This window comes from Rhodobacter xanthinilyticus, from assembly GCF_001856665.1.
GTDB classification, from domain to species: Bacteria; Pseudomonadota; Alphaproteobacteria; order Rhodobacterales; family Rhodobacteraceae; genus Rhodobacter; species Rhodobacter xanthinilyticus.
In genome coordinates, this window is the sequence record NZ_CP017781.1 from 436,471 (window position 1) to 453,190 (window position 16,720).

The 16,720-nt window shown below is 66.6% G+C and carries 16 protein-coding genes; 7 read left to right on the plus strand and 9 right to left on the minus strand.

The genetic code is table 11. The annotated features are described in order from the left end of the window. Positions 1–99: 99 nt before the first annotated feature. The 5 genes from LPB142_RS02160 to LPB142_RS02180 are packed head-to-tail and all read right to left on the minus strand — an operon-like array spanning position 100 to position 5,421. On the minus strand, positions 100–1,494 hold the full coding sequence (locus LPB142_RS02160; protein ID WP_071165372.1) for an FAD-binding oxidoreductase: 1,395 nt from the start codon (positions 1,492–1,494) through the stop codon (positions 100–102). Then, positions 1,491–2,756, minus strand: coding sequence for a cytosine deaminase (locus tag LPB142_RS02165; protein WP_071165373.1), 1,266 nt, complete (start codon positions 2,754–2,756; stop codon positions 1,491–1,493). The genes LPB142_RS02160 and LPB142_RS02165 overlap by 4 nt, the downstream gene beginning before the upstream one ends. After that, positions 2,756–3,598 (minus strand): ABC transporter permease, encoded by an 843-nt coding sequence (locus LPB142_RS02170; RefSeq protein WP_071165374.1) that lies wholly within the window; start codon positions 3,596–3,598, stop codon positions 2,756–2,758. Before LPB142_RS02170 ends, LPB142_RS02165 begins: the two co-directional genes overlap by 1 nt. Beyond that, positions 3,595–4,383: an ABC transporter ATP-binding protein gene (locus LPB142_RS02175; RefSeq protein WP_071165375.1), complete on the minus strand. Its 789-nt coding sequence runs from the start codon at positions 4,381–4,383 to the stop codon at positions 3,595–3,597. Before LPB142_RS02175 ends, LPB142_RS02170 begins: the two co-directional genes overlap by 4 nt. A gap of 51 nt (positions 4,384–4,434) precedes the next feature. Next, entirely contained in the window at positions 4,435–5,421 is a 987-nt protein-coding gene (locus LPB142_RS02180; protein WP_071165376.1) for an ABC transporter substrate-binding protein, read from the minus strand. 232 nt (positions 5,422–5,653) lie between these two features. Between LPB142_RS02180 and LPB142_RS02185 the strand changes: the two genes are divergently transcribed. Genes LPB142_RS02185 through LPB142_RS02195 form a run of 3 tightly spaced genes read left to right on the plus strand, consistent with a single transcriptional unit; the run spans position 5,654 to position 7,391 of the window. After that, positions 5,654–6,043 carry a RidA family protein gene (locus tag LPB142_RS02185; protein WP_071167088.1) on the plus strand — a complete coding sequence of 130 codons (390 nt, stop codon included), beginning with the start codon at positions 5,654–5,656 and terminating at the stop codon, positions 6,041–6,043. A gap of 31 nt (positions 6,044–6,074) precedes the next feature. Continuing rightward, positions 6,075–6,701, plus strand: a complete 627-nt coding sequence (locus LPB142_RS02190; protein ID WP_082872928.1) for a LysE family translocator — start codon at positions 6,075–6,077, stop codon at positions 6,699–6,701. Between the two features lie 36 nt (positions 6,702–6,737). Further along, the gene (locus tag LPB142_RS02195) at positions 6,738–7,391 is read left to right on the plus strand and encodes a pseudouridine synthase (protein WP_071165377.1); all 654 of its coding nucleotides are present in this window, start codon (positions 6,738–6,740) and stop codon (positions 7,389–7,391) included. Between the two features lie 133 nt (positions 7,392–7,524). On the opposite strand, the gene LPB142_RS02200 is transcribed toward LPB142_RS02195, so the two are convergent. The 4 genes from LPB142_RS02200 to LPB142_RS02215 are packed head-to-tail and all read right to left on the minus strand — an operon-like array spanning position 7,525 to position 11,579. Continuing rightward, positions 7,525–8,664 (minus strand): saccharopine dehydrogenase C-terminal domain-containing protein, encoded by a 1,140-nt coding sequence (locus LPB142_RS02200; RefSeq protein ID WP_071167089.1) that lies wholly within the window; start codon positions 8,662–8,664, stop codon positions 7,525–7,527. 11 nt (positions 8,665–8,675) lie between these two features. After that, the gene (locus LPB142_RS02205; protein ID WP_071165378.1) at positions 8,676–8,912 is read right to left on the minus strand and encodes a WGR domain-containing protein; all 237 of its coding nucleotides are present in this window, start codon (positions 8,910–8,912) and stop codon (positions 8,676–8,678) included. 55 nt (positions 8,913–8,967) lie between these two features. Continuing rightward, complete coding sequence (locus LPB142_RS02210; RefSeq protein ID WP_071165379.1) at positions 8,968–9,672, minus strand: response regulator transcription factor; 705 nt, start codon at positions 9,670–9,672, stop codon at positions 8,968–8,970. Continuing rightward, positions 9,669–11,579, minus strand: coding sequence for a hybrid sensor histidine kinase/response regulator (locus LPB142_RS02215; RefSeq protein ID WP_071167090.1), 1,911 nt, complete (start codon positions 11,577–11,579; stop codon positions 9,669–9,671). The genes LPB142_RS02210 and LPB142_RS02215 overlap by 4 nt, the downstream gene beginning before the upstream one ends. Positions 11,580–11,773: 194 nt before the next feature. On the opposite strand from LPB142_RS02215, the gene LPB142_RS02220 reads away from it, so the two are divergent. Genes LPB142_RS02220 through LPB142_RS02235 form a run of 4 tightly spaced genes read left to right on the plus strand, consistent with a single transcriptional unit; the run spans position 11,774 to position 16,706 of the window. After that, positions 11,774–13,741, plus strand: coding sequence for a long-chain fatty acid--CoA ligase (locus LPB142_RS02220; protein WP_071165380.1), 1,968 nt, complete (start codon positions 11,774–11,776; stop codon positions 13,739–13,741). Continuing rightward, entirely contained in the window at positions 13,738–14,556 is an 819-nt protein-coding gene (locus LPB142_RS02225; protein ID WP_068766248.1) for an ABC transporter ATP-binding protein, read from the plus strand. Before LPB142_RS02220 ends, LPB142_RS02225 begins: the two co-directional genes overlap by 4 nt. Before the next feature lie 29 nt (positions 14,557–14,585). Then, positions 14,586–15,572, plus strand: a complete 987-nt coding sequence (locus LPB142_RS02230; protein ID WP_071165381.1) for a branched-chain amino acid ABC transporter permease — start codon at positions 14,586–14,588, stop codon at positions 15,570–15,572. A gap of 57 nt (positions 15,573–15,629) precedes the next feature. Further along, positions 15,630–16,706 carry a branched-chain amino acid ABC transporter permease gene (locus tag LPB142_RS02235; protein ID WP_068766246.1) on the plus strand — a complete coding sequence of 359 codons (1,077 nt, stop codon included), beginning with the start codon at positions 15,630–15,632 and terminating at the stop codon, positions 16,704–16,706. The last annotated feature ends 14 nt before the right edge of the window (positions 16,707–16,720 follow it).

The window sequence follows — 16,720 nt, forward strand, 5'->3', positions numbered from 1 at the left end:
GGGGGAGGTCGCTGCGTATTTGGACCAAGAAGAAGCCCGCAGTTTCTTCTTGGCAAAAATACGCAAAATCTGTCGGTCGGGCTGGGCGCCGCGGGCAGGTCATTGCGCGGCCCTCATCCCCGCATAGGCATAGATCGTCTCATAGGACCAGTCGGGCACATCCCAGGCGATCATTTTGCCGGGGTTCAGCAGGCCCTTCGGATCGGCCTCGCGCTTGAAAGCGAGCTGGCGTGCATCGGCGGATTGGCGCCCGCCTTCCTCGAGCGTGTAGCGATGCGGGTTGAAGATCATCGCGCCCATATCCTCATGGATCCGCACGATGTCCTCGAGCCGCTCCTCGGTGGTGAAACGCACGAGCGTCAGCCCCGCATAGATTATCTGGCCGTTTTCCCGCATCACTTCGAGATGCTGCATCAGCTCCGAGCCGAAATGCGCGCGCACGCGGGCGATCGTCTCGAGGTAATCGGGGCCGTGATAGCGCACCTGAAGATAGGTGATCCGCGGCTCGACCTTGAGCGCGCGCAGCGTGGTGTGGTTCCAGCCGTATTCATAAGCGGGCCCCGGGTCGCGCGCCCAGTCGGGAGCGTCCGAGCGGAAGATCAGCTTCGCCGCGGGCCAGCGCGCGAGGAAGGTCTCGAAGGCGGGCATCGCATGGGGCGCGACCATCACGATGGCGGTGGTGTCCTCAGGCGTGACATGGCCCTTGAAGCGCTGGAAATAGGCCTCGGCGATCGGCGCCTCGCAGACGGTGACGAGCTTGAGGAGGATCCCGTCCTCGGCGGCCAGCGCCGCGCCAAAGGCGGCGGCCATCTCGAAATCGGGCAGGGTGACGAAGCCCGACACCCAGTCATAGGCGGGCGCGAGCGGCATCTCGATCTCGGTGATGATGCCATTCGTGCCATAGGCATGGCTGACGCGGTGCAGCTCCTCGCCGGTGAACTCGTGGATCTGCGGCTCGGCCTCCATCGTCACCACCCGCAGCCGGATGATATTGCCCAGATCGCGCAGCGCGCCCCAGCGCACCGAGCCGACGCCCCCCGAGCCCCCCGCGATGAACCCGCCGAGCGTCGCGGTCGCCGCCGTCGAGGGCATCATCCGCAGTTCCTGCCCCGAGGCCGCGCGGGTCTGCGCATCGAGCTCGCGGATCACGATCCCGGGCTCGGCCACCACGCGCCCGGGCGCGATCTCGCGGATCTTGTCGAGATGTTTGAGATGCATCACGCAGCCGCCCGCGAGCGGCATCGCCTGACCGTAATTGCCGGTGCCCGCGCCGCGCACGGTGACCGGCACGTCATGGGCGTAACAGGTGCGCAGCACCTCGATCACCTCGGCCTCCGAGCGCGGCGAGACCACGAAATCGGCCACGACATGATCGAGCCGGGCCTTCAGAACCGGCGAATACCAGAAGAAATCGCGGCTTTTCGATTTCACCGAGGCGGGGTTTTCATCGAGGTCGAGATGGGCGAGGGCGGCTTTGGCGGCGGCGAGGTTCATGACATCAATCCATCGAGTTCGGCATAATCGGGCAGGGTTCGGTCGATCTGGCGGCCGGCGCGCAGAACGATCCGGTCGGCTTGCGGGCGGGCGAAAAGCTCGCTCCAGCTGCGCGCGCGGGTGATCACGAGATCGGCGGGCGCGCCGGGGGCGAGCGAGGGCGGCGCCACCCCGCAGGCCGCCGCGGGGTTCGAGACAAAGGCCCGCGGCCAGGCGGCGCCGGCATGATCGAGATGCGCGATCCGCGTGGCCTCGCGCATCACCTCGAGCATGTCGAGATCGCCATAGGCATAGAACGGGTCGCGCGTGTTGTCGGAGGCAAAGCTCACATTGATCCCGCGCGCGGCCATCTCATGCACGAGCGTCACCCCCCGCCAGCGCGGCGTGCGGCCCGCCACGCGGTCTTGCAGATACATGTTGCACATCGGCAGGCTGACGACATCGAGCCCGGCGCGCGCCACCAGATCGAGGGTCTTCTCGGCCTCGGCCTCCTCCTGCACCGCGAGCGAGCAGCAATGGCCGACCGTCACGCGCCCGGTAAAGCCCGTCTCGAGCACCACCTCGGCAATCGCGCGCAGCGTCGCCACGCTCGGGTCGCCGGTCTCGTCAACATGGAAATCGGTATCGAGCTCGTGCCGCACGGCATGGTCGAAAAACGCCCGCAGGCGGCGTTTGAGATCGGGCTGCGGGTAGGTGACGCAGCCAAGCACGCCCCCCGAGGCCGCGACGATCTCGGCGGTGCGCGCAAAGGGCCCGCCCGCATCGACCAGATCGATCGGCACGAGGCAGGCGCCCTGCAGCTCGATCCGCCCCGCCCAGCGATCGCGCATCTCGGCAAAGACCGGGAAGGAGATTTCGTCTTGCGGCGCGAGGCTGTCGAGATGGGTGCGGATCGCGCGGGTGCCATGCGCATAGGCGCAGCGCAACGAAAACTCCATCCGCGCGGCGACATCGGCGGCCGACCAATTCGCCACCCGGTCCGCGCCCACGCTCGCGAGCGCCCCGCCGAAGGTGCCATCGGGGTTGGCCGCGCGCGGCCAGATATGGCCCTTGTCGAGATGGGTATGCATGTCGACAAAGGCCGGAAACACCATCGCGCCGCCCATGTCGATCTCGGGGCAGGGGCCGGTCTCGGCCACGATCCGGCCCTCGGCGATGCTCAGATCGAGCCGCACGAGATCGCCATCTTGATCGAGGAGGCAGGCCGGGGTCTTCAGGTTCAACAGACGATACGTGCCGCTGGGCAGAACGCGGAAATCCATCAAATCTCCCGTTTGAGGGCACTTTCGTGCCATTTGTGAAGAAGCAGATGCGTGACGAGGCTGAGCACCGCGAAGATCACCACGCCGGTGAGCGCGATCAGCACAAGCGCGGCAAACATCCGCGGGATATTGAGCCGATAGCCCGCCTCGAGGATGCGAAACGCGAGCCCCGAGCCGATGCCGCCGGTGCCGGCGACATATTCGGCCACCACCGCGCCGATCAGGCTCAGCCCGCCCGCGATCCGCAAGCCCCCGAGGAAATAGGGCAGCGCCGTCGGCAGTTGCAGATAGCGCAGCCGCTGCCAGCGCGTCGCGCCGTAGATCTTGTAGAGATCGCGCAGGTTGTGGTCGGTCGAGTTGAGCCCGAGGGTGGTGTTCGACAGGATCGGGAAGAAGGCCACGAGCCAGGCGCAGAGCAGCAGCCCGACGATGCGGTTATCGACATAGATGAAGATCAGGGGCGCGATCGAGACGACCGGGGTGACCTGCAAGACCACCGCGAAAGGGTAAAAGCACATCTCCGCCCAACGCGAGAGCGAGAAGAGCACCGCGAGCCCCACCCCGCCGATCACCGCCACGGCGAGCGCGGCGAGGGTGATTTGCAGCGTGACGAGAAGCGCCGGGCCGAGGATCGGGAAATCCTTCACCAGGGTCTCCGCCACGAGCCCGGGCGCGGGCAGGATATAATGCGGGATCGCGTTCCAGACGACGATCCGGTCCCACAGCAGGATCATCAGCGCCACCGTCAGCGCGGGCAGCGCCCAGCGCGCGATCTTCTCGCGCCGCCGCGCGCGGGCGCGGGCGATCTCATCGGCGTCGCGCAGGGGTTCGACGAGGCTCATGCGGTCTCTCCCATCGCGGCATGGAGCGCATCCGAGGCCGTCCGGCACAGCGCGGCATATTCGGCCGAGGTGCGGAACGCCTCGCCGCGGGGGTAGGGGGCGTCGACGGTGAGCTCGCGCGCCACCCGCCCCGGCCGCGCCGCCATCACCACGATCCGGTCGCTCAGAAACACCGATTCAAACACCGAATGGGTGACGAAGATCACCGTCGAGGCGATCTTCTCCTTCAGCTCGAGCAGATCCTTGTTGAGCTTGTGGCGGGTGATCTCGTCGAGCGCGGCGAAGGGCTCATCCATCAAGATCAGCTTCGGCCGCGTCACCATCGCCCGCGCGATCGAGACCCGCATCTTCATCCCGCCGGAGAGCTCGCGCGGATAGGATTTCGCGAAAGCTTCGAGGCCGACGAGTTTCAGCGCGAGGTGAATATCCTGCGCGACTTCGGCGAAACTGCGGCCCTTGAGGCGAAACGGCAGATAGACATTCTGCTCGACCGTGGCCCAGGGCATCAGCGTCGGCTCCTGAAACACCACGCCGATCTCCGCCTCGCCGCTCGCCCAGGCGATCTGCCCGCGCGTCGGGTGCATCAGCCCCGCAATCAGCCGCAGCGCGGTCGATTTCCCGCAGCCCGAAGGCCCGAGCAGCGAGATGAAATCGCCCTCGTTCACGACAAGGTTCATCTCCTGAAGCGCCAGAACATCGCCGCCGAAGACCTTGTCGACGCCCGCGATCTCCATCAGCTTCGGCCGCTCGCCCAGAGGCTTCGGCCGGCGCCACGTCACCACCATCGGTGCACCCTTCCCCTTCGCGAAAGCGGGCCCGAAGGCCCGCCCAAGGCCTTACTTCTTGAGATCCATCCCGACGCCTTTGTTCACGAACTCAAGCGTGTAGGCCTTGGTATACTCGAGATCGGCCGGCACCACGCCCGCCGCGACCATCTTGTCGAAGAAGTCCTTGATATGGGCGTCCGTCATCGTGCCGATCCCGGTCTCGAGCGCCTCGCCCGAATCGACGATCCCCGCGGCCTTCATCTGCTCGATGCCGAAGGCGATCTGCTCGTCGGTCATGTCGGGGTTGTCTTTCTTGATCATCGCATTGGCGGCCGAGTTGTCGCCATAGAGATAGCTGTACCAGCCCTTGATCGAGCCATCGACGAAACAGCTCACCACCTCGGGCTTCGTGGCGATCGTGTCGGCCATCGTCTCGATCAGCGTCGAATAGCTCGAATAGCCCTGATCGGCGAGCAGCCAGACATCGGGTTTGAACCCGCCCTCCTTCTCGACCATCAGGGGCTCGGAGGAGAGATAGCCCTGCATGCCGCTCTCCGGGTCCGCGATGAACGGCGCCGGGTTGAAGGTGTAGACCTGCCGCTGCTCGGGGGTGAAACCAAAGGCGTTGATCATCCACTGGTAATAGGAAGCATAGCCCGCATCACCGAGGTAAAGTTTCAAGTTTTTCAAATCTTCGAAATTCTTGGCCTTGCCCGGATGGGTCAGGATCACCTGCGGCTCCTTCTGGAAACTCGCCGCGACGGCCACCACCGGGATCCCCTCCTGCACCGCCGAGAATTGCTCGAGCAGGCTGCCGCCCATGTTGAAATCGATCTTGCCCGCCAGCATCAGCGCGCGGTTGTTCACCTGCGGCCCGCCCGGCTGGATCGTGACATCGAGCCCGCAGGCCGCATAGGTGCCGTCCGCCACCGCCTGATAGAACCCGCCATGTTCGGCCTGTGCGAGCCAGTTCGTGCCGAAGGTCACGGGCGTGTTGGCGGCGGCGGCGCCGGCCGCGGTGGCGCCGATCAGAAGGGCGAGAGCGAATTTTGTCATGGGGGCTCCGGGGATGTGAGATGTTCGCCCCCAACACTAGGCCGCGCCCGCGCGCCGCTCAGGGGCGAGAATGAAAATTCGCCCGAAGATTTCAGCCGCGCCCGGCCATTGGGCGGATTTTCCCGCAGCGCGCCGGAAATTTCGGCGCAGGCGAAATATTTTGGCCCTTTGGTCAAGAATGCTGGTGAGTCGCCCCCGCCCCCGGCAGGCTCGGCCCGAAGAGGAGACCGCGATGAGAGAGCTGACCCCCCCCGAGATCCGCCCGCCCTTCGGCCGCTATGCCCATGGCGTCGAGGTGCCGCCGGGGTGGCGATTCGTGACCACCTCGGGCCAGCTCGGGCTCGGCGCCGATGACCGCGCGCCGCCCGATATCGGCGCCCAGGCGCGGCTCTGTTTTGCCAATTGCGCGGCGATTCTCGCGCAGGCGGGGATGGGCCCGGCCGATGTGCTGCGGATCAACGCCTTCGTTACCGAGCGCGCGCATTTCGCCCCCTATATGGCCGCGCGCGATGAATGGCTCGCCGGGGTGGCCCGCCTGCCGGTCTCGACGCTGGTGATCGTGTCGGGCTTCACACGGGCCGAATTTCTCGTCGAAGTCGAGGTGACGGCGGCCGCGCCGTGAGATAGCGTCGCGCAAAACGAGGAGCGCGGACATGTGGGATACGTTGATGGCCTTTCCGACGGCGACGCTCTTGGCGTTTCTCGCGGGCGCGCTGGTGCTCAGCCTGACGCCGGGGTCCGATGTGCTCTTCGCGGTGGCCTCGGGGCTTCAGGGCGGGCCCAGGGTCGGCGCGGTGGCGGGGTTCGGCGCGGGGCTCGGCGGGGTGTTTCACAGCTGCGCGACGGCCTTTGGCCTTGGCGCGCTGGTCGCGGCACATCCGGGGACGCTGCTGATCGTGCGCTATTTCGGCGCGGCCTATCTCTTGTGGATCGCCTGGTCGACCTGGCGCGCGGTGCCGGTCTCGCCCGATCATGTCGGCGGCGCGCTGAGCGTGCGCGCGGCCTTCCGGCGCGGGCTTCTGAACAACCTGATGAACCCCAAGGTCATGCTCTTCATGCTGGCCTATCTGCCGCAGTTCACCGACCCGAAGATCGGCCCGATCTGGCAGCAGATCCTGATCCTCGGCGCGATCGTGGTCTGCACCGGCACCGTGCTCACCGCGATCTACGGCGCGACGGCCGGCTGGCTCGGCGCCCGGCTCGCGCGGCGGATGCGGCTTCTCAACCGCTTCGCGGCGCTGCTCTTTGGCGGGCTCGCGGCGCGGCTCGTCATCGACTGACTTGATTTCGCGCCCCGCCCGGGCCATCTCCGCGCCATGAACGATTTCGTCTATACCCCCACGGCCGAGCAGCCCCGCGTGATCCATGCCGATCACGAGATCCTTGTCGTCGACAAGCCCGCGGGGCTCCTGTCGGTGCCCGGCAAGGGCGAGGACAAGGCCGATTGCCTGATCGAGCGGCTGCGCGGCGCCTTCCCCGAGATCTTGCTCGTGCACCGGCTCGACATGGATACCTCGGGGGTGATGATCTTCGGGCTGACGCCCCATGCGCAGCGCCACCTCGGGCTGCAATTCGAGAACCGCCAGACGAAGAAACACTACCTCGCGCGGCTCTGGGGGCATCTGGCGCCAAAGGAGGGGCGGGTCGATCTGCCGCTCATCGTCGATTGGCCGAACCGCCCGAAACAACATGTGAATTTCGAGACCGGCAAACCCGCCCAGACCGATTGGCGAGTGCTGCGCCACGACCCGGATGGCACGACGCGGGTGCGCCTCACCCCGCTGACCGGCCGCAGCCACCAGCTGCGCGTGCATATGCGCGAGCTCGGCCATGCGATCCTCGGCGATCCGCTTTACGCCGAGGGGCCGGGGCGCGATTTCCCGCGCCTGATGCTCCATGCCGAGAGCCTGCGCATCCGCCATCCCGATGGCGGCGCACATATGACATTCACCGCGCCCTGCCCGTTCTGAGCGTTCAGGGGCTCTGCCCCTCGGCCTGCGGCCTCACCCCGGGATATTTGGACATCGTTGAAACGAGGGGTTTCTCCTTCAATGATGCAAAAATATCCCGCAGGGGGTCCGGGGGCGGCGCACGCCCCCGGCTTCAGCCAAGGTGATCGAGCTTTGCGAGGTATTGCGCCTCGCGTTCAAGCGCGCCGAGCCAGCTTTTCACGAGCTTCGGATCATGCGGCGCGGGATGCACGCCCGCCGGCATCTCATGGCGCAGGATCGATTCGACCGCGAGCGACACCGTCCCCGACACGAGCCGCGCCATCGCCGAGCCGCGCGCATCGCCCTGTGCGTCGAGCACCCAGGATTTCTGCCAGACCGGCCGCCCCTCGGCCTTGGCGGCAAGCGACACGACCAGAACCGCGCGATCGGGCTCGCCCGCCTCGTAAGGGTAGGCGCGCCAGAGCTCATCGGCGAGGGTCGCGAGGCGCTCCTCGGCCTCGGGCCCCTCATCTTCAAGCGCGCGGAACACCGGCTCCCAGGCCTCTGCCCAGCCCATCAGCCGGATCGTGCCGCGCACGAAATCCTCGATCTTCCAGGCCGGATCGAAGCGGTATTCGTGCAGGAAGGGCAGGCTGTCGCGGTTGGGGTAGACCTCGAAGGTCTCCGGGCGCGGCAGCGGCGCGTCGTAGCGGCTCACCGCCTCCCAGGGGCGTTTCACGCTCAGCTCCGAGAAATGCCGGATCGAGCGCGAGGGCGATTTCAGCGCCCGCAACACGCCGAGCGGCGACCAGCTGAATTTGTAGCGAAACGCGTTGGGGTGCGCGGGCACGCCGCCGCAATAGCTTTGGAAGGAGAGCGTGTTGCCCGGCGCGAAAGCGGCGCTCGCGAGGTAATCGGCGACGAGATCATGGGCCATCAGATGGTCGATCCCCGGGTCGAGTCCGACCTCGGCGACGAAGCTCAGCCCCGCCGCCCTTGCCGCGTCATCGAGCCGGCGCAGCCCGTGCGAGAGATAGGAGGAGCAGGCGAAATGCGCGCCATGGGCGAGCGCGATCTGGGCGAGTTCATGGTGCATGTCGGGCGGCAGCATCGAGACGATCACATCGCCCGGTTGCGTGGCCGCGCCCAAGCCCTCGAGCGAGAAGCGCGCGATCTCGGCCGCGCGCCCTTCGAGCAGCGCATAGGCCGCGGGCTCGTCGATCGTCCAGACGGTGAGCGCGTGCCCCGCGTCGATCAGCCGGCGCAGCCCCGGCCCCGAGCTCAGCCCCGTCCCGCACCAGTGAACGCGCATCCCCGTCTCCTTCATGGCGCGACCGCGCGCTCGCTCAGCCGGTAGCCGCGTGCGATCGCCCGGCCGCGCCAGCGATCCGCCGCCTGTGCCGCCTCGCGCAGGTTGCCAAACCAGTTCACCCGCGCGCCCGCGCGCCGCCCGGCCCGGCCCCATTCGCGCAAGACCGAATATTCCCCGAAGAGATTATCCGTGATTTCAACGCGGTAGAAGCTGCGGGCGGTGGGGCGATGGAGCAAGATGGTGAGCATGGCGGGCCTTTCTGAGGCAGGGAATCAGAACCCCGCCCCGGATGCCAGCGCAAAATCACTCCCAGCGGACCTCGCCCAGAAAGATATAGCCCGCGCCGTAGATCGTCTTGATCAGCCGCGGGTTCTTCGGGTCCTCGCCGAGCTTGGTGCGCAGCCGCGAGATCCGCACATCCATCGCCCGGTCGAAGCTCTCCCCCGCGATGCCGCCGAGGTTTTCTTGCATCTGCGCGCGGGTCAGAAGCCGGTTCGGCGCGTCGAGAAAGAGCCGCAGCACCTCGCCCTCGGCATGGCTGAACGGGGTCTCGCGGCCCTCGGCGTCGATCAGCACATAGCGGTCGAAGGCCGCGCGCCAACCGGCGAAATGGGCGATCTGGGCGGCGGGGGCGGCCTCGGCGCGGGGCTTGCGCAGCCGCGCGCGCAGCCGCGCCACCACCTCGGCGGGATCGAAGGGTTTGATGATGTAATCATCCGCGCCAAGTTCGAGCCCGGTCACCCGGTCCTGCACCTGCGCGCGCCCGGAGATGATGATGATCGCCGCGCCCGATTCGAGCGCGAGCCGATGCACGAGCGCCAGCCCGTCGCGGTCGGGCAGGCCGAGATCGACGAGGCAGGCATCGAAGGCGGTGCGTTTCAGCGCGGCCTCGAATTCGGTGGCGCGGCCATAGGTCGTGGTGCGAAAACCCGCCTCGGTCAGGGTTTCGGCGAGCATCCGGCGGATCTCGGGTTCGTCGTCGAGAATGGCGACATGGGGCGCGGTCATGTGCGGGCTCCGGCAAGGGTGGCGGCAAGGGTCGCCGCGTCGAAGGGTTTTTGCAGCACCGCACAGGGCGCCGCGGCGCGCAGGTCGTTGCCCGGCGGCAGCGAGGTCATCAGCACCACCGGCAGCCGCGCGCCGATCCGCCGCGCCAGATCGACGCCGGTCTCGGCGCCGGCGAGCTGGATATCGGAGAGCACGAGCCCGATATCGGGCAGCGCGAGCAGCGCCTCGGCTTCGGCCACGCTCGCCGCCTCGATCACCGTGTGATCCATCGCGCAGAGCATCTCGCGGGTGCCGGCGCGGATCTCGGGGTTGTCCTCGACAAGCAGCACGAGCGTCGGCGCGGCGGGCGCGGCGGGGCGGCGCATCGGCAGGCGCAGCGTGATCCGCGCGCCGCCCTCGATCGGGTTTTCGAGGCGCAGCGTGCCGCCGGCGAGTTTCGTCTGGTCATAGACCATCGAGAGCCCGAGCCCCGAGCCCTCGCCGCCTTTCGTGGTGAAGAACGGCTCGAGCGCGTGCTCGAGCGCCTCGCGCGAGAACCCGGGCCCGGTGTCGGAGACCATGATCTCGATCCAGGTGTCGCGCACCGGATGCACCTCGACGCGGATCCGTCCGCCGCGCGGGCCCATCGCGTCGCGGGCGTTGAGCATCAGGTTCAGAAGGCTGTCCTGGATCTGGCCGGGGTCGAGCAGCACCGCGCCCGGGATCCCGCCGACGAAGGTCTCGAGCGTGACGTGATCGCCAAGGCTCGGCCGCGCCATCGCCGCGAGATCCTCGATCAGCGGGCGCAGCTCGACCGCCTGGGGGCGCAGCGCGCGCTTGCCCGAGATCGCAGCGATCCGGTCGAGAAGCGCGCCGCCGCGCCGCGCCGCCGCGAGCGTGGCGCGCACCGCCTCGCGCGCCTCGGGCGGCAGATCGCGGGCGCGTTCGAGCCGGCCTTGCAGCCCGAGGATGATCGTCAGGATATTGGCGAAATCATGCGCGAGCCCCGAGGTCAGCTGCGCGGCGAGCTCGCGTTTGGCGCTTTGCGCGAGGGCGGCGCGGGTCTGGGTCTCCAGCGTGACATCGGTCGAGAGGATATAGACGCCCTGCACCGCGCCATCGGGGGCGCGATCGGGGGTCAGCGCGACGCGGATCCGCCGACCCGAGGGCGCATGGGTGATCTCCTGCACATTCGCCTCGCCCACGAGCGCCCGCTCGAAGCCGGGCTTGAGTCGCGCGAAAGTGACCGCGCCAAGCGCGCTCGCCGCGGGCTGGCCCACCGGATCATCGAGCGAGCCCGGCATCACCGCGGTCAGCCGCCGGTTCGAGAACGTATAGACGAAATCGCGATCCATATGGGCGATATGGGCCGGCATCATCTCGGTCACCTGCCGCGTGCGCGCCTCGATCGCGGTCAGCTCGCGCTGTGCCTCCTCGAGCGCGGCATTGGTCGCGCCAAGCGCACGGTTCGCCGCCGCCAGCCGCTCGGCATCCTCGAGGACGCGCTCGGACAGCTCCTCGGAGCGGGCGCGCAAGAGCGCCTCCTGACGCTTGATCTCGGTGATGTCGGTATAGACCGTGACCCAGCCCCCCTGCGGCAGGGGCGCCCCCTCGACCGAGATCGTGCGGCCGTTGGTGCGGGTGCGCTCCATGTAATGGGGCTGGAAATGGCGGGCCTGTTCGACGCGGCGCAGGACCTCGAGCTCGAGATCCTCGGGCGCGCCATATTCGCCGCGCTCGACGAGAAAGCGGATCGTCTCCTCGAAGGGCGTGCCGGGGCGGGTCAGCTCCTCGGGCAGGTCGAACATGCGCCGGTATTGCTCGTTCGAGACGACGAGCCGCAGATCGCGATCGAAGATCGAGAGCGCCTGACCGATCAGGTTGAGCCCGGCCTGCGTCAGCCTCTGGCGTGTGTCCTCGCTTTGCATCCCGTCCTCCCGGCCCAAGGGCTAACACCCCGCCGCCCGCGGAAAAAGCCCGAAATCGGCGCGACAAGGATTCGTAAGATTTTGGTAAAAGTGCCGCAAAACTTCGTCGTCAGGGTCAGCCCAAGGCAGCGGGGCGGTTGAGGAGCCCCCCGCCGCACGGGGAGAGGCCGGGTGACCGGCACGAGGGAGGACATATGGCTGACGCAAGGGCGGCGGAGAGCACTCCGCAGTCGATTCCTGCGCTTTTGGCGCGGAACGTGGCGCGTTACGGCGGCTATCCGGCGTATCGGGAAAAGGAATTCGGGATCTGGCAGGTCTGGAGCTGGGCGCAGGCCGCGGCCGAGATCCGGGCGATGGCGCTGGGGTTCATGGATCTCGGCGTCGAGCGCGGGGACCATATCGCGATCATCGGGCGCAACCGCCCGGCGCATTACTGGGCGATGGTCGCGGCGCAGATGTGCGGCGCGGTGCCGGTGCCGCTCTATCAGGATGCGGTGGCCGAGGAGATGGCCTATGTGCTCGGCCATTGCGGCGCGCGCTTCGTGATCTGCGGCGATCAGGAACAGGTCGACAAGGTCGTCGAGGTCGAGGACCGGATCCACACGATCGAGCAGGTGATGTATACCGACAAGCGCGGCATGCGGAAATATGACCACAGCCGGATGAACGCGCTCGAGGATGTGATCGCCACCGGCCGCGCGAGCCACTACCGCTATGACGAGGAGCTCGACCGGCGCATCGCCGAGCTGACCTATGACAGCACCTGCGTGATGCTCTACACCTCGGGCACGACGGGCAAGCCGAAGGGCGTGGTGCTCTCGAACCGCAACATCATCGAGACCGCCAAGAACAGCTGCGACTTCGACCGCCTGACGCGGATGGAAGAGGTTCTGGCCTATCTGCCGATGGCCTGGGTGGGCGATTTCATCTTCTCGATCGGTCAGGCCTATTGGGCGGGCTTCACCGTCAACTGCCCGGAAAACGCCGCGACGATGATGTCGGATCTGCGCGAGATCGGGCCGACCTATTTCTTCGCGCCGCCGCGGGTCTTCGAGGGGCAGCTCACCAATGTCATGATCCGCATGGAAGACGCGGGTCGGGTGAAGAAATGGCTCTTTGACCATTACATGGCGCTGGCGCGCAAGATCGGGCCGCGGGTGCTCGATGGCAAGCCGGTGGGCGCGGTGGAGCGGCTGCGCTACGCGCTGGGCGAGCTCGCGATCTACGGGCCGCTGAAGAACGCGCTCGGCTTCTCGCGGGTGCGGGTGGGCTATACCGCGGGCGAGGCGATCGGGCCGGAGATCTTCGATTTCTACCGCTCGCTCGGCATCAACCTCAAACAGCTCTATGGCCAGACCGAGGCTTCGGTGTTCATCACCCAGCAGCCCGACGGTCAGGTGCGCTCCGATACCGTGGGCGTGCCCTCGCCCGGCGTCGAGGTCAAAATCGGCGAGACCGGCGAGGTCTATTACCGCTCGCCCGGCACCTTCGTGGAATATTACAACAACCCCGACAGCACCGCCTCGACCAAGGACGCCGAGGGCTGGGTCGCGACCGGGGATGCAGGCTTCTTCGAAGAGGGCACCGGCCATCTTCGGATCATCGACCGCGCCAAGGATGTCGGCAAAATGGCCGACGGACGGCTGTTCGCCCCGAAATACGTGGAAAACAAGCTCAAGTTCTACCCCAACATCCTTGAGGCCGTCGTCTTTGGCGCGGGACGTGATCGCTGCACCGCCTTCATCAACATCGACCTGACCGCGGTCGGCAACTGGGCCGAGCGCAACAACATCGCCTATGCGAGCTATCAGGAGCTCGCCGGCCATCCGAAGGTCTATGAGATGATCGGGCGCCATATCGACGAGGTGAACGCCTCGGTCGCGCAAGACCCGATGCTCGCGGGCTGCCAGATCCATCGCTTCTTGATCCTGCACAAGGAGCTCGACGCCGATGACGGCGAGATGACCCGCACCCGCAAGGTGCGCCGCAACATCGTGGCGGAGAAATACGCCGACCTGATCGAGGCGCTCTATGACGGGCGCGACAGCATCTACACCGAGACCGAAGTGACCTACGAGGACGGCCGCAAGGGCGCGATCAAGGCCACGCTGCGCCTTGCCGATGCCTCGGTCGCCCCCGAACAGAGGATCGCCGCAGAATGAACGCCATGTCAGAGGGATATATCACCGCCGACGGCCGCAAGATCGGCGGCACGTTGATGGAGCTGCGCAACATCACCCTGCGCTTTGGCGGCGTGGTGGCGATCAAGGATATCAGCTTCGACATCCGCGACGGCGAGATCCGCGCGATCATCGGGCCGAACGGCGCGGGGAAATCCTCGATGCTGAACGTGATCTCGGGCTTCTACACGCCGACCGAGGGGGGCGTCTGGTACAAGGGCTATCAGCGTGGGCCGATGCGCCCCTATCAGGTCGCCCGGATGGGCATCGCGCGCACCTTCCAGAACATCGCGCTCTTCGACGGGATGTCGGTGCTCGACAATATCATGACCGGGCGGCTGACCTTGATGAAATCGGGGCTCCTGAGCCAGGCGATGTGGTGGGGCGGCGCCTCGAAGGAGGAAGAGGCGCATCGCGAGAAGGTCGAGAAGATCATCGACTTCCTCGAGATCCAGGCGATCCGCAAGACGCCGGTGGGGCGGCTGCCCTATGGCCTCAAGAAGCGCGTCGAGCTCGCCCGCGCGCTCGCGGCCGAGCCGAAGATGCTGCTGCTCGATGAGCCGATGGCGGGGATGAACGTCGAGGAGAAGGAGGACATGTGCCGCTTCATCCTCGATGTGAACGACGAATTCGGCACCACGATCGTGCTGATCGAACATGACATGGGCGTGGTGATGGATCTGTCGGACCGCGTTGTCGTGATGGATTACGGCAAGAAGATCGGCGACGGCCCGCCCGACGAGATCCGCAACAACCAGGCCGTGATCGACGCCTATCTGGGGGTCGCCCATGACTGATCTGACCACTGAACCGAAGGGGGGCCGTCATGCCTGATCAACTGCTGTTCGCAATGGAAGTGACGCTCAACGGGCTGATGGCCGGGGTCATGTATGCGCTCGTCGCGCTGGGCTTCGTGCTGATCTACAAGGCCTCGGGGATCTTCAACTATGCGCAAGGGGTGCTGGCGCTCTTCGCCGCGCTGACGCTGGTCGGCATCCAGCAAGGCCAGGTGCCCTTCGCCCATCTGATCAATGCGATGACCGGGCTCCATGTCGAGAGCTTCGGCTGGACCGTGCCCTCGCTGCTTGCGATCTTGCTGACGCTCGGCGTGATGGTCCTGCTCGCACTCGCGATCGAGAAGCTCGTGCTCAAACACCTCGTCAACCAGCCGCCGATCATCCTCTTCATGGCGACGATCGGGATGGCCTATTTCCTCGAGGGGTTTGGCGATGTGATGTGGGGCGCCGATATCAAGAAGCTCGATGTCGGCCTGCCGCAGGGGATCTCGGAGACCGTCGAGGGCCTGACCGACAGCCTCTTCGGCTATGGGTTCTTCATCGACAACCTCGATATCGTGGCGACCGTGGTGGCGGTGGCGCTGGTGACCGCGCTGACCCTCTTCAGCCAGTATTCCAAACAGGGCCGGGCGCTGCGCGCGGTGGCCGATGACCACCAGGCCGCGCTCTCGGTCGGGATCTCGCTGCGCTTCATCTGGATCCTCGTGTGGTCCATCGCGGGCTTCGTCGCGCTTGTCGCCGGGATCATGTGGGGCTCGAAATCGGGGGTGCAATTCTCGCTCTCGCTGATCGCGCTGAAGGCGCTGCCGGTCTTGATGCTGGGGGGGTTCACCTCGATCCCGGGCGCTATCGTCGGCGGGCTGATCATCGGGGTGGGCGAGAAACTCTTCGAATTCTTCGCCGGCCCCCTGATCGGCGGCGCAACGGAAAACTGGTTCGCCTATGTGCTGGCGCTCCTGTTCCTCGTGTTCCGTCCGCAGGGCCTCTTTGGCGAAAAGATCATCGAGCGGGTGTGAGCATGAACGTTCAATTCAATCTGGCCCACGGGCCGCAGACGACGGGGAGCTGAGCGGATGTTCTATCGTGAGGCAGGTGATTTCAAGACCAGCTACCGGGAGGATAACCAGACCTTCCCGATCAAGTTCGACCGGCTGCGCTTTTATGCGGTGCTCGCCGTGGCCTATGGGGTGATCCCGCTCCTGATCAATGATTACTGGGCGAATGCGGTCTTCGTGCCGTTCCTGATCTATGCGATCGCGGCGATCGGGCTCAATATCCTGGTGGGCTACGCGGGGCAGGTCTCGCTCGGCACCGGCGGGTTCATGGCGGTGGGCGCTTACGCCGTCTACAAGCTGATGACCGCCTTCCCCGAGGTCTCGGTCTTCATCCATGTGCTGATCGCGGGCGGCATCACGGCGGCGGTCGGCGTGCTCTTCGGGCTGCCCTCGCTGCGCATCAAGGGCTTCTACCTCGCGGTGGCGACGCTCGCGGCGCAGTTCTTCCTGGTGTGGCTCTTCAACAAGGTGCCGTGGTTTTACAACTATTCGGCGTCCGGGCAGATCAACGCCCCCGACCGCACGATCTTCGGCGTCTTCGTCACCGGCGCGCAGACCTCGGCGATGGCGAAATACATGTTCTGCCTCGTGATGCTGACGATCGTGGCCGTGGTGGCGCGCAACCTCACCCGCGGCACGGTCGGGCGCAAATGGATGGCGATCCGCGATATGGACATCGCCGCCGAGATCATCGGGGTGAACCCGCTCTCGGCCAAGATCACGGCTTTCGCGGTCTCGTCCTTCTTCATCGGCATCGCGGGCGCGCTCTTCTTCGCGGTCTATCTCGGCGCGGCCGAGGTGGGCGAGGCCTTCGGCATCCAGAAGTCCTTCCTGATCCTCTTCATGGTGATCATCGGGGGCCTCGGCTCGATCTTCGGCTCCTTCGCGGGGGCGGCGTTCCTGGTGCTTCTGCCGGTGCTTCTGAAGAACCTTCTCGTCGGCACGCTCGGCTGGCCGACCGACCTTGCCGCCCATATCGAGCTGATGATCGTGGGCGCGCTCATCGTGATCTTCCTGATCGCCGAACCGCATGGGCTCGCGCAGCTGTGGCGTGTGGCGAAGGAGAAGCTGCGGCTCTGGCCCTTCCCGCATTGAGCGGGGCGGGCACC